The organism is Streptomyces sp. NPDC051662 (assembly GCF_040681655.1).
Classification (GTDB): domain Bacteria; phylum Actinomycetota; class Actinomycetes; order Streptomycetales; family Streptomycetaceae; genus Streptomyces.
Genome location: NZ_JBFAZD010000008.1, coordinates 293,849 through 306,170, shown reverse-complemented (window position 1 = coordinate 306,170; position 12,322 = coordinate 293,849). Strand labels below are relative to the sequence as shown.

Sequence of the window (12,322 nt, the reverse complement as noted above, 5' to 3'; positions counted from 1 at the left end):
CAGGCCCAGGAGCGGGCGTGGGTTTCAGCGAGGGAGATGCGGCCGGTAGGGGCCGGGGCTCAGAGCTGAGCGAGTGCGGTGGTGGCCACCGGCAGGGCGACGCCCATGCGCGTGCCCAGGTGGGCGGCGGTGATCGGTGTTCCGTGCTCGGCGCGGTGGGTGTCTGCGATGCGCCGGGCCGCGTTCAGCAGGGCGATAGACAGGACCGGGCCGGAGACGGGCCGGGCCGTCTTGGCGACGGCGGCGGGCGGAGCGGCGGCCGGAGTCGGAGTGGGCTCCAGCTTCTCAGCCGGGGAGGCGACGACGTCCGGGACGGGCGTCGGGAGTGCCGCTTGGGGTGACGGTGCTACGTCGGGCACCGGCTCTGCGGCAAGGGTGGCGGCAGTGGCCTCCAGGTGCGGGGTGGGGTGGGTGAGGTTGTGGAACTGAGCGAAGAAGGCGTGGCCGACGTGGCCCCAGCCGAGCAGCAGGAGCGGGGCGACGGTGTCCAGGCAGGCCCGTCCGTAGCGTCCGGCCAGCAGCGGTTCGGCGGTGTTCAGGGCGAGGGTGAGGAGCCCGCACAGGTGCAGCAGTCGGGTACCGGCCCGCAACTCCGACTTGGACACCCCGCGCAGGGCCAGGAACCGCAGCGCGACCAGGAGTCCGACGACGGACAGGTCCACCATGGGGGCGATCAGTTCCTCAAGCGCTACAACGAAGGGCTGGAGGAGATGGTGGTCCAGCGCCGGGCGGACGAGGAAGCGGTACGACTCAGCGGCAAGACCGATGACGAGGTAGCCGCCGAACTCGCTGCCGCCGAGGAACGGTTCATCAAGGCCAGCACCGAGTTCGAGGCCGCCACCGCCCACCGTGACGCCATGCGCGCTGTCATGGAGCAACGCAAGCGCCTCAGTGGCAACTACACGCCCGAGGAGACCGCCGCCAGTGCTCAGCGCCTACGCGACCGACTGAACGAAGGCAGACGCAGATGCTGAACCACCTGCACCCGGTGGACCGCACGGGCGCGCAGCTGAGTGAGCTGTTCAGAGTTTCTTTACTTGATCAAGGGCGCCCCGCTGACGCGGGCCGCCGCGCGCCGGCGGTCGGCGACCGCCGCCCGCTCCTGTCTTCCGCCCCGCTGGCGACGGCCGACGACTGCTCGGCGCGCAGAGCCCGGGAGCGTAGGCCGGACTACCAATCGGAAGCCCCGGTCCGACCGCTCAGCAGCAGAATGGCCGGGCACCTGAGAGGCCGCCCGGTGGGCTCGCGCCGTCCGGGACGCCTATGCTTGCTGCCTGGCTGGGGGCCGTGACGATGGAGATAACTGGGCTGATGCCGGTGCGGGGTTGAGCGAGACACACGTGGCGGGTGGTCGGTCGGCGCGCCCGCCGTCGTGGCTGACTTTCTGTGGCAGAGGCCAGAACCCCCACAGCCAAGAGCACGGCACGCACGGAGGGCCCGTCCCTGCCGGGGCTCACGAGGGCGGGGGAGCCTTGACCGGCCGCGCCCGACAGGGACGGGAGACGGGTGGGTCAGCGCGGTGCGGCGCTTGGGCGGCCAGGGCGGGTTATGTATGCCGCCAGGCCCGCCAGGGGCGGGTGATGATCTCCCGGTAGGTGTGGTGCGACGGGTTCTGACCGCAGTGCCGCAGAACCCAGTTTTGCGGTTCCGTGAAGTCCTCGCTTGTCGGCGATGTCTCTTCGTCCACGGCGCACTGCATCGCGTACAGGACCGGCTCCGCGTCCGGCTCGCGGTCGGGCTGGAGCGTCCAGGTCTCGTAGCGCAGGACCGAGCGCCGGGTCACCGTCCCCACCTCCGGTTGGCCACGGCCACCTTCGCGCTCAACTCCTCGGCCGGGGTCGGCGGACGTACGTCCTCGGGCGGCACGTCCCACTCCCGGCCGCCGCGCTGCACGTACGGCCCTACACGTCCCATCACCACGCCCACCTTGCCGTTCCGTCGGTCGACCACCAGGGCGCCAACATCGGCCGAGACGGTGTGCCCGTCGGCGTCAGGGGTGGGGGCCGTCATCGTGACCGCCCCGGCGAGGCGGTGCGCGACCGGACACCCAGTCGCAGGGCGGGAACACAAGGTGTGGCGCACTTTCGCACGTAGACGCTCCTCAGCGGCGTGAATCCGTGCCCCTGGGCCTGTCGGTGCCGCAGGGTCGGCACCGATCCTCACGCCGGTCACCGGGACGAAGGAACCTCCACCAAACCCCACTCGGGGACGTCCCGCACCGTGTAGAACGTCCCTAGTGCCGTCCTGAGACGAAGGGGGAGACTCGTGCCGAACGAGAGACTACGAGCCGTCATGGCGGCGGGAGGCTGGACGTACGCCGCCCTCGCTCAGCAGGTCGAGGTCGACCCCAAGTCGGTCGAGCGCTGGGTGAACCTCGGGCGTATCCCACGTCGTGCCACCGCCCTCCAGGCGGCCAAGGCCCTGGGAGAAGACGTGCACGCACTCTGGCCGGCGCTCCGCCAGGCCCGCCCCGCCCGCGCCATCAGCCCCGAACTGGTCGCGCTCTACGAACAGCGGGCCGACATCCCCGTCTCGACGTTCACCGACCTGATGGCCCAAGCCCGGGAACGGATCGACATCCTCGTCTACGCGGCCGTCTTCCTCCACGAGGCGTACCCGCGGCTGAACGAACTCCTCACCGAACGCGCCGCCGAAGGCTGCACCGCCCGCATCGCGATCGGGGACCCCGACAGCGACAACGTCCAAGCCCGCGGTCAGGAAGAGCGGTTCGGCCATGGCATCGAATCCCGCTGCCGCCTCGCACTCATGCACTACAAGCCGCTCGCCGACACCCCCGGCATCGAAGTCCGCACCCACGGCACCACGCTCTACAACTCCCTCTACCGGGCCGACGACCAGCAACTCGTCAACGCACACGTCTGGGGCGTCAACGCCTACGCAGCCCCCGTGTGGCACCTTCGCCGTCACGAGACAGGCGGCATGTTCGACACCTACGCCGACAGCTTCGACGCCGTGTGGGCGATCGCAACCCCCGTACGAGAGGAAGACTGACCGTGGCCCGCACCGAGTACTACGACGACCCCACCGCGCCCAAGCCGAACAGCATGGTCGTCGCCGCTTCCGCCGTCGTCACCGACGACCACGGGCGCATCCTCCTCCAGCGCCGCCGCGACAACGACCTCTGGGCGCTGCCCGGAGGCGGCATGGACCTCACCGACTCCCTGCCCGGCACGGCCGTCCGCGAGGTCAAAGAGGAGACCGGCCTCGATGTCGAGATCACCGGCCTGGTCGGCACCTACACCGACCCGAAACACATCATCGCCTACACCGACGGTGAGGTCCGGCGACAGTTCAACGTCTGCTTCACCGCCCGCATCACCGGCGGCCGGCTGGAGATTTCCGACGAGTCCACCGAACTCCGGTTCGTGCCGCCGGACGAGATCGAGCAGTTGCCGATGCACCACACCCAACGACTCAGGCTCCAGCACTTCCTGGAACAGCGCGAGAAGCCGTACCTGGGCTGAACCGTCTGACGGCAGTAGCGACGGCAACAGCCCCGCACAACCACGGACGCCCACGCACTTCACCGGACCAGCAAACCGCACTTGACCTGCGAAAAAGCAGGTCGAAGGCTTCGCGTAGCATACGTACTATGTGCTGGCGGGGGAGACGCCGGTCCTTGTTCACAACAGCAACTGCGGTGGGCGTTGGAAATTGGGCGAAGATTATTCCAAGCCCAATAAGAATGGCGTCGCGCCATCCTTGTCCACCATGCGTAAGCGATTTTGGAAGAACGAAGCGGCGGAGCCGGGCGCCGCAGACCAATACGGTGCCGCGAACATCGGTCGTATGAAGCGGGGATCGGCGCCACAGCGGCAGCGTCCGGACGGATCGTGGGAATCAATGGAGCTGAGCCACGAACCTATTCCCGAGCGGGATGGTGGTATGTTGCTAACACCGCGATGGCCAGAGGATCACGCAATTATGGATCCCGGCGGATACCGTAGGCTCCCGCCCGGTTACTAACGTTGCGGACGGGCGCGGCGCCAGTGCCCTCTGGTGCCGCGCTCAAGCATGCTGCCCAAGTCGGGACGATCTGGGAGGATTCAGGTGAGCACAAGTGGGGCGCAGGCGGCGGCCTTCTTCCGCGAGATCGTTCAGACTCGTACCATCTGGTGGGTTCGAGATGACGACGGCAGTCCGACGCCGGTCTCAAGTTCTGGGCGACCAGCATTTCCCTATTGGTCATCGGAGGCCCGTGCGCAGCGCGCTGCTCAGCTATGGGGTCCTCAATTTCGTGCTGTTTCAATGCCGCTGGATCATTGGCGAAGCGCGGCTTTGCCGGATCTAGCCAAGAATGACTTCCGGGTAGGGATTAATTGGAGTGGACAGCACCTGACTGGATGGGACTTCACTGTCAATGAAGTGGTCAATCGTCTTATTCACGCGCTTGGCGAACCACCATACGACCGGTAGATTCGGTTGAGTGACAGCGCTCGGGCGCAGCTTGAAATCCTCTACGAGCGGTCAGAAGCCCCACCAAGATTTGTTTTTGGTGGGGCTTCTGTGGTGTTTGACGGCAGCGCTGACGGCAACGTCAGCGGACGAAGTCTGCGGCGGGTGGGTCGTCGGCGGTGTCGGTGGGGTTGAGGGCGTTGCCGAGGGTGTCGATGGCGTGGCGTTGTAGGCGGAGGCGTACGTGGGCGTAGACGCCGGCTGTGACGCCGACGTGGGCGTGGCCGAGGAGTTCCTTGATGACGACCAGGTCGACGCCCTTTTCCAGGAGCAGGGTGGCCGTCGAGTGGCGGAGATCGTGGAAGCGGATCGTCCGGAGTCCGGCGCTGCGGAGGAGGCGACGGAAGCGGCGGTTGAGGTTGCCAGGGTCGAGCGGATTGCCCTTCGGGGTGGTGAAGACGAGCCCGTTGTCAGTCCAGCCCGTTCCGGCTGCCTGACGCTCTTCCTCCTGCTGTTCCTGGTGGATCTTGAGGGAGTTGATGCATTCGGTGGGGAGGGCGATGCGGCGTTCGGAGGCGAGGGTCTTGGTGTTCAGGACGGTCAGGCCCTGGCTGCGGGTGCGCTGGAGGGAGCGGTGGATGGTTGCGGTGCCGCCATCGAGGTCGAGGTCTTCCCAGTGGAGGCCGAGGAGTTCGCCCTTGCGGAGTCCAGTGCGCAGGGCGAGTTCGTACAGAGCGTGAAGCCGGTCGGCGCCGGCCGACTGGAGGAACTGCCGGGCTTCGGCGGCGGTGAAGGGCTGGAAACGCCGGGGGCGTGGCGTGGTCGTCTTGACGTTCCGGGCGACGTTGCGCGGCAGTTCGTCCTCGCGGACGGCGTGTCCAGGGCGGACTTGAGGACCGCGTGGACGTACGTCACGGTCAGCGGTGACAGTCGCTTCTCGCAGCACTGGCCGATGGCGCAGCAGGCCCGTCGAGCAGCGTCCCGTTCCTGGGCGCAGCACTGGCAGGTGGTGCGGAGTCCGTCGAGGAAGTTGCGGACGTCGCCGGTGGTGAGCCGGGCGAGTTTCTTGACGCCGAGACCGGGATTGATGTGGAGGCGGATGGCGGCGGCGTAGCGGGTGTGGGTGTTCTCCCGTACCTGGTGGACGGCGACGCCGTTCAGCCAGTACTTCAGGTACGCGCTGACAGTGCTGTCGGCAGCCGCGACGGGCAAGCCGAGGTTGCTGGCGGCGATCTTCTCCGTGAGCTTGGCCAGGGCCTCCTTCCTGGTGGTGCCGTAGACGCGGATGCGCTTGCGGGTGTTGCCGGGGGCCAGCACGTATCCGGCGGCTTCCCAGCGGCTGTCCTTGCGCTGGTAGACGGTTCCGTCGCCATTGCGCGTACGCGGCGGGAGGCGGGGGTGTCTCGGGGTGTGGTCATCAGGCGGCGGCTTCCTGTTCGAGGCGGGTGCGGATGAAGTCGGTCAGCGCGTGAGCGGCGATGCGGCGGGCGCGGCCGAGGGTGATCGAGGCGAGCCGGCGGGTGCGGAGCAGGTCGTAGATGGCTGAGCGGCCGAGCTGGAGGCGGGTCATGACCTGGGGCACGGTCAGCAGTCCCTCCGGCGCCCCCTCGGAGACCGTGGTCATCGGCAGCCCCCTTCTGTCGCGAACTGTCGGTCCAGTTCTCTGCGGTGCCAGACGGCGGCGGCGAGCAGGGCGCCGCCGGGGCTGTAACCCGTTCCTTGGTAGGCCCAGTGGCCGATGACCAGGGTGGTGTCCGGGTCGTGCTCGGGCAGGCCGGCGTGGGCGTGAGCCTGTTCGGTGCGCCAGGCGCGGCGGGCGGCGCGCAGCGCGCCAAGAGTGGTCGAGTAGCTGCGGGACTTGGTGGAGAAGTGGCCCCGGGAGCCGAGCATGTGCGCCCACTTCCGGAGCTTGAAGTGGGCGAACTCCGGCAGCCTGCCCAGCTCCCAGCAGGTTCGGATCATCCGTCGCACGTGGCGTGCGACGGCGAGCCGGGGCAATGGCCGGGCCTGCCCGGTGCCGTCGCAGGCGGTGCACGGGAGCGGGGTTCCGCGGGGCAGCACGGTGGCGCCGCGTCCCCGGCAGGGGCGGCAGAACAGGGAGCGGTCGAGGGTGCCGGAACCCCCGGGGGCCGCCAAGGCCGAGCGCACGCGTCACGAGGTGAGCCTTGGCGGCCCCCGGGGAATCCTGGCACGGCGGAGCTGCCCGACCGACGAGGGACCCCTCCCGCTCAGGCCCGGATGCTGCCGGAGTCGGCCCGCCGCCTGGTGGGGCACCCCTGTGGGTGGGTGTCTGCCGGATCGTCCCCGGTTGATGTGCCGGCCGGGCGTACCGTGGAGTGGGAGGTGGTGAGTTGATGATTACGGAGCTGGCCGACAACGTCCGCAAGTACCGGCGTCGCGCGGGGATGAGCCAGGAGGAACTGGCCCACGCCGCAGGCGTATCGCCGGGCACCGTGCGTAAGGCCGAGCAGGGCGGCACCATCCGGATGGAGACCCTGCACACACTCGCCCGAGCGCTCGGAGTGACCACCGCCGCGTTGATGGCGTCCGATGCCCCGGAGCCCGTCGGGCTGACCGAGGAGCCGAACCGCGTCAACCTGATCCAGCTCCGCGCCGTCCTCACCCCGGCCGTCGGACTCGTGGACCAGGACGCCGAAGCCGTGGCCGAGGAACCGAACCTGCGCACCTTCCGGCGGACGCTGCAAGACGCACGGGTGCTGTACTTCGCCGACAGCTACAAGAGCGTCGCGGCCCAACTGCCGGGCCTGCTGCGGGATGCCGCACAAGCCGTCGCTTACTACGCCGGCGGGGACGAGCACCGGCAGGCTCTGCTGGCCCGCGCCGAGGCGCTGCGTCTGGCCGGCACCTACCTCACCCAGGTACGGCAGTACGACATCGCGTACGCCGCTGTGCGCGGCGCCATCATGGACGCCCGTCAGGCTGGAGACATGCTCGCGGCGGGCTCAGGTGTCGGCTGCATGTGCTGGCTGCTGGTGCGCCAGGGAAGGTTGGACGAGGCGGAACAGGTCGCCGCCCAGAGCATGGACGCGATGGAGCCGAAGATCACCGGGGCCGAGCCGGACCACTACGCGGTGTGGGGCGGCCTGGCGATGGAGGCCGCCGCAGCAGCCGCGAGGAACAACCGTCCCGACGAGGCGAAGGAGTACCGTCAAGCCGCCCGGGTCGCGGCAACCGCGGTCGGGACGGCGCATCGCAATGTCTCCCGGCACTGGTCCGTCTTCGGGCCGGTCACCGTCGCTGTCAAGGCACTCGAAGACTCCCTGGTTATCGGCGACGCCCGCGCGGTGGTGCGCAAGGCAGGCGAGCAGGAGGAGTTGTCGCCCAAGGCGTGGAAGCGCCTGGGCAGGCCCAGCACCAACGACGGGAACCGCTTCACCCTCGATATGGCGCGCGCCCACACCCGGACCGGCGACCTGTCCGCCGCCATGGACGAGTTGACCCGTGCAAGGGAAGCCGCCCCGCAGTGGCTGCGGCACCAGAACGGTGCCGCCGAGACCATGCAGGAGATCCTGGGCAAGCGCAAGCGCACCCTTACGACGGAGATGCGCGAAATGGCCGACTACCTGGGCGTCGTCGGGTAGCTGCCACACAGCGTGGCAGTTCGTGAACCAAGAGTCGCGAACTGCCACGGTTCCCGCCTGGGGTGACGATTGGTCAGTGCCTACGGTCGGTGTGTCCACCATCAGTGACCCAGGCCGGGGGCGCCCAGTGAGCCAGCCCAGGAGCGATGCCGACCGCATGCGCCGCGGAGAGTTGTACGACGCCGCGTCGGGTGGCGGAGGTCCCCGCTTACTGCCGTGGACCAGCCCGGAGGGGAAGCCCTGCTACCTGAGCACCGATGGCCGGGGCTACCTTTCCACCCTCGCCGACAGCATCGAGACGGTACAGCTCAGCATGGGCCAGGAGCTGCTGGAGCACGCCCGAGAAGCCGCGGCTCCCGGAGCGCCAACTCTGTCGGCCACCGAATTCCGTTGGCCGGCCTGCCGATTGACCGAGGCCCTGGCGGACGCGCTCCGAGTAGCCAACTCGCGCGGGCAGCGCCTCCCGGCCCCGGAAGAGGAAGAGGGCGACGAGGGTGCCTGACTCTGCGGACACCGACGCACCGGTCCGCGACTCCGCACGGGGGCGCTACCGCTTCCGCGAGTACCACGTGACCACCGTCCCCGACCCCCTGGCACTGCCGGCCTTCACGGCGGTCTGCGTCACCGGCGAGGAACGCAACTGCGGTGCCACCTCCGGCACCCTGCACACCCCGGACGAGCTGACGCGCTGGATCGCCGGACACTGCGCTCAGACCGGCCACCAGCACTACGAGCAGACCGTCCGCGCCATACTCCGCGCCGAGCCCGGCGCGTGGCAGTCGGGTCCGCCGTAGCTTCGGGTGGGTCTGGGTCAGTCTGTGGTCCAGCGTTGGACTCTCTCTTGGTCGTGGGTGAGCCATGTGCCGTCGCCCAGCGGTACGGCCCGAGCCCCCGGGGCCTGTGGGTAGTCGAGTTCGGCGATGGGCCTGAGCGTGCGTGCGTCGAGGAGGAGGTGCGTGCCCTGCTCCGCCCACTGTTCCTCGGCCGCCACGACCAGGATCCGCTTGTCGTCGACGAAGCCAGGGGTGTAGCCGACGAAGACCCAGTCCTCGGGCAGTACGTCGCCGGCCTCGATGATGACGTCGTCGGCGCCGTCCTGCGTACGGCAGAGGTATCCGCCGCCGACGTCCTGGCTGACCAGCACCCCGTCCGTGCCGAGGCCGACGTGGGGTTCCTCGGCGGTGCCCGCCGCCCGGACGTCGAGTCCGCCGGCCGTGCAGGTGATCACGAGGCAGTGGGCGCCGTCCTGGCCCATGGAGGCGGTGAGCAGGACCTCGGGGCGTGCGTCCGGGAACTGCTGGAAGGCGTATGTCGCCGAGAAGGACGGCAGGACGTGCTCGGCGAGCACTTCGCCGGATGCCAGGTCGAGGGCGCGGCAGATGTCGCCTGCGGAGAGCCCGTCGGATCCGAGGGGTCCGGCCATGGTCGCCAGAACTACCTGGCCGGCCGGGTCGGCCGTGCATGCGCCAGCGGCCTCGGGCGAATGCTGCCAGTCCCTGTGGCGGTGTTCCCACCGGATGGTTCCACCGGTCTCGTAGACAGTGACGGCCTCCCGGGTGCTGATGGCCAGGGCGCCGTCGGGCAGCGGCGAGCAGTACTGGCTGGGGTCGTTCGGAGCCGGGTTGGTCCACGTGGTGCGGTCGGCGAGTACCTGGGACGGATCGGTGCCGACCCTGCCGACAGCGATCGTGCCCTCGTGTCGGGTCACGAGCCAGTGTGCGCCGTCGCGCAGCAGCCGGCCGTCGGTGTTCTCCAGCGCGTCGGTGATACCGGGCAGGAACTCACGGCTGAGCAGTCGTGCGGATACGCGGGGGTAGTTCACGTGCTTGTCCTGGTCCGTGTCCGGGGAGTAGCGGCTGGGCCAGTAGAACTGCCGCCGGTGGGTGGGTTTGTCGTCACCATACGTCGGCCCCGCGACGGACCCGTCATGGCGGGCGAATCGTGACGGGCGGTCTCGTAAACGTCGTCCGCCATCGTGAGAGATGTGCCGAGAGGGGCAGCGAGATGACCGCGCCGTTCGGTGACTACCAGGATGAGATCTACCAGGACGGGCTGCGCGCCATCGTACCGCTGTACCCGACGTCGGGCGCCGAGTTGGAGGCCAGGGGCCGGGAGGCCCTGCCGCCGTCGATCGTGTCGTACGTCGCGGGCGGGTCCGGTGACGAGCACACCCAGCGTGCCAACGTCGATGCCTTCAACGGGTGGGGGCTCGTGCCAGGGCAGTTGCCATCCGGATGAGGTACGGCGCTCCAGGGACGCCGGGATGGACGGCGCGTAGTGCGCCAATCACGGCGGCCGACAGGCCGACCGCGGCCTGTCGGCCCTGGACGTGCTTCCGGGGGTGGTGGCGGCCGCGGACGGGATGCCGGTGATCTTCGACTCCGGCATCCGTTCGGGCGCCGACATCGCCACCGCGGTGGCACTCGGCGCCACCGCGGTGGCGGTTGGCAGGCCGTACGCGTACGCACTGGCGATCGGCGGCACCGAGGGCCTCGTCCACGTACTGCGCGCATGCTCGCCGAGGCCGATCTCGTCATGGCGATCGACGGCCATGCCACCCTCGCCGACCTCACCCCTGAGACGCTTCGGCCGACACCCGGCACGGCACACGCTGTGCGGTGACGGCGGCCGACCGCGGACGAAGCCGTGACCGGTCAGGACACGGTGCGCTCGGCGAGGACGCGTTCGGACAGGTTGTGCACCAGTGCGTCCACGGCGTGCGGAGTGCGGACCCCGCCGTAGATGTGGAAGTCGGGGCGGACCGCGACGACCGACACGTTCAGCCGCTTGAACCATGCGGCGTACGTGCCCTCGGTGTCCGTGAGTCCGCCGGGCCCGAAGTGGGCGCTGCGGCCTCCCAGCCGTTTCCAGGCCGTGCGGTGGGCCGGCGAGAGCAGTTCCAGTGGGTCGCGGTCCCGCCCCAGCAGGAGGAAGCTCCCCGGGCTCCCCGGAGCGATCACCTCGTCGAGGAGACCGGTCCGCGCCCCCGCACCGACCGTGGCCTGCAGTCCCAGACGGCCGCCGATGCCGTCGTCCTGCAGGGTGCCGGCGCGCAGCGTCCAGTTCTGCCGCACCTCGTGGACCATGCCGACGCTTCCACCCAGCAGGGCGTCGCGCTCCGCGCACTCGTCCGGGTCGGTCATGCAGATCAGCCGGCCCAGGCCCACCGTGTCCTGGATGATCCGCGCGATCTGCCCGGAGCGCTCGGCCGAGTAGTCGTCCAGGAGTCGGTCGTCGCTCTCGCCCCGGGCCAGCAGGGCCAGGCGCCAGGCGAGATTCGCGGCGTCGCGGATGCCGGAGTTCAGTCCCTGGCCGGTGAAGGGCGGCATCTGGTGTGCGGCGTCCCCGGCCAGGACGATACGGCCCATGTTCCACCGGTCGGCCCAGCGGCCCCGGAAGGTGTACCGGGCGTGCCGGACCAGCTCGGCGTTGCCGGGGTGGATGTCGAACGGCTTGAGCAACTCCCACGAGTTCTCGTCGGTGTCGACGGACTCCTGGTCGTCCGTTGGCATGATCATGAACTCCCACCGGCGCCGCCCCGGTCCCGCAGGCACGAGAGTCGTCGGCCTGCCCGGGCCCAGCACCTGGCAGGCGTAGGGGAGCCAGTCCGGCGGCGAGTGCGGGATGACGTCGACGACCAGCCAGTCCCGGTCGAAGCCGAGGTCGGTCATCTCCAGCCCCAGCAGCGAACACACAGTGCTGTTGGCGCCGTCGCAGCCGACGGCGTAGGCCGCGCGCAGTGTGCGCGGCGCTCCGTCCGGCACCGGGGCCAGCCCCGTGTGCGGCCGTACGGTTACGCTGACGCCGTTCCCGTCGTCGGTCAGCCCGTCCAGCGAGAAGCCCCGGTACTGGTCGATCCGGAGGTCGGCCCGCACCCGCCGCTCCAGCAGGGTCTCCAGGTCGGGCTGCGAGAACCCGGACATCTGCGCGTGCCCGGACTCCGACTCCAGCGGATACTCCGACTCGCCCAGTGTCCGCCCGGCCCCGTCGGCGAAGCTGAACCGCTGCCCGTCCAGGCCCCAGGGTTCGAGCATCCCGTCGAGTTCGGCGCCCATGCCGAGCTGCCGCAGGACTCGTTGGACGTCGTGGCTCATGGCCACGGCGCGCGGCAGCGGGTAGGGCCGCGCCCACCGCTCCACCACACTCACGCGCAGCCCCTGCCGGGCCAGCAGAAGTGCCAGCACCTGGCCGACCGGGCCGGCGCCCGCGATCAGCACATCGGCGTCTGTGGGCCGCGTCCTGTCGTCGTTCGTCCTGTCGTCGTTCGTCGTGTCGTCGTTCGTCGTGTTCGTGTCGTCGTTCAT

12 protein-coding genes and 3 pseudogenes are annotated in these 12,322 nt (G+C 69.7%); 7 read left to right on the top strand and 8 right to left on the bottom strand.

Features of this window, described 5'->3' with window-relative positions; translation table 11 throughout:
- Positions 1–59: 59 nt before the first annotated feature.
- The 3 genes from AB0M67_RS16540 to AB0M67_RS16530 form a co-directional block, all read right to left on the bottom strand.
- Positions 60–878, bottom strand: coding sequence for a SpdA protein (locus tag AB0M67_RS16540; RefSeq protein WP_365746061.1), 819 nt, complete (start codon positions 876–878; stop codon positions 60–62).
- A gap of 668 nt (positions 879–1,546) precedes the next feature.
- On the bottom strand, positions 1,547–1,792 hold the full coding sequence (locus AB0M67_RS16535; RefSeq protein ID WP_365746060.1) for a hypothetical protein: 246 nt from the start codon (positions 1,790–1,792) through the stop codon (positions 1,547–1,549).
- A complete protein-coding gene (locus AB0M67_RS16530; protein ID WP_365746059.1) occupies positions 1,780–2,010 on the bottom strand; it encodes a hypothetical protein in 231 nt (76 codons plus the stop codon). The genes AB0M67_RS16535 and AB0M67_RS16530 overlap by 13 nt, the downstream gene beginning before the upstream one ends.
- A gap of 282 nt (positions 2,011–2,292) precedes the next feature.
- Here AB0M67_RS16530 and AB0M67_RS16525 point away from each other — a divergent pair, with 282 nt between their 5' ends.
- The 3 genes from AB0M67_RS16525 (at position 2,293) to AB0M67_RS16515 (ending at position 4,437) form a co-directional block, all read left to right on the top strand.
- Positions 2,293–3,012: a helix-turn-helix transcriptional regulator gene (locus tag AB0M67_RS16525; protein WP_365746091.1), complete on the top strand. Its 720-nt coding sequence runs from the start codon at positions 2,293–2,295 to the stop codon at positions 3,010–3,012.
- A gap of 2 nt (positions 3,013–3,014) precedes the next feature.
- Positions 3,015–3,485 carry an NUDIX domain-containing protein gene (locus AB0M67_RS16520; protein ID WP_365746058.1) on the top strand — a complete coding sequence of 157 codons (471 nt, stop codon included), beginning with the start codon at positions 3,015–3,017 and terminating at the stop codon, positions 3,483–3,485.
- Positions 3,486–4,035: 550 nt separating this feature from the next.
- Entirely contained in the window at positions 4,036–4,437 is a 402-nt protein-coding gene (locus AB0M67_RS16515; protein WP_365746057.1) for a DUF2750 domain-containing protein, read from the top strand.
- Between the two features lie 121 nt (positions 4,438–4,558).
- Here the strand turns inward: AB0M67_RS16515 and AB0M67_RS16510 are convergent.
- From AB0M67_RS16510 to AB0M67_RS16500, 3 genes and pseudogenes are all read right to left on the bottom strand, one after another.
- A pseudogene (locus AB0M67_RS16510) lies at positions 4,559–5,834 on the bottom strand (site-specific integrase).
- Positions 5,834–6,040, bottom strand: a complete 207-nt coding sequence (locus AB0M67_RS16505; RefSeq protein WP_365746056.1) for a helix-turn-helix domain-containing protein — start codon at positions 6,038–6,040, stop codon at positions 5,834–5,836. The pseudogene AB0M67_RS16510 and the gene AB0M67_RS16505 overlap by 1 nt, the downstream one beginning before the upstream one ends.
- Positions 6,037–6,534: pseudogene (locus tag AB0M67_RS16500) on the bottom strand (replication initiator); the annotation flags it as partial. The gene AB0M67_RS16505 and the pseudogene AB0M67_RS16500, both read right to left, overlap by 4 nt.
- A 236-nt stretch (positions 6,535–6,770) precedes the next feature.
- Here AB0M67_RS16500 and AB0M67_RS16495 point away from each other — a divergent pair.
- From AB0M67_RS16495 to AB0M67_RS16485, 3 genes are all read left to right on the top strand, one after another.
- Positions 6,771–8,018 carry a helix-turn-helix domain-containing protein gene (locus tag AB0M67_RS16495; RefSeq protein ID WP_365746055.1) on the top strand — a complete coding sequence of 416 codons (1,248 nt, stop codon included), beginning with the start codon at positions 6,771–6,773 and terminating at the stop codon, positions 8,016–8,018.
- 157 nt (positions 8,019–8,175) lie between these two features.
- The gene (locus AB0M67_RS16490; RefSeq protein ID WP_365746090.1) at positions 8,176–8,520 is read left to right on the top strand and encodes a hypothetical protein; all 345 of its coding nucleotides are present in this window, start codon (positions 8,176–8,178) and stop codon (positions 8,518–8,520) included.
- Positions 8,513–8,812 carry a hypothetical protein gene (locus AB0M67_RS16485; protein ID WP_365746054.1) on the top strand — a complete coding sequence of 100 codons (300 nt, stop codon included), beginning with the start codon at positions 8,513–8,515 and terminating at the stop codon, positions 8,810–8,812. The genes AB0M67_RS16490 and AB0M67_RS16485 overlap by 8 nt, the downstream gene beginning before the upstream one ends.
- A gap of 17 nt (positions 8,813–8,829) precedes the next feature.
- Here AB0M67_RS16485 and AB0M67_RS16480 read toward each other — a convergent pair whose 3' ends face one another.
- Positions 8,830–9,840 (bottom strand): hypothetical protein, encoded by a 1,011-nt coding sequence (locus tag AB0M67_RS16480; protein WP_365746053.1) that lies wholly within the window; start codon positions 9,838–9,840, stop codon positions 8,830–8,832.
- 182 nt (positions 9,841–10,022) lie between these two features.
- Here AB0M67_RS16480 and AB0M67_RS16475 point away from each other — a divergent pair.
- Positions 10,023–10,640 (top strand): annotated as a pseudogene (locus tag AB0M67_RS16475) (alpha-hydroxy-acid oxidizing protein).
- Positions 10,641–10,672: 32 nt separating this feature from the next.
- Here AB0M67_RS16475 and AB0M67_RS16470 read toward each other — a convergent pair.
- Entirely contained in the window at positions 10,673–12,322 is a 1,650-nt protein-coding gene (locus tag AB0M67_RS16470) for a bifunctional 3-(3-hydroxy-phenyl)propionate/3-hydroxycinnamic acid hydroxylase (protein WP_365746052.1), read from the bottom strand.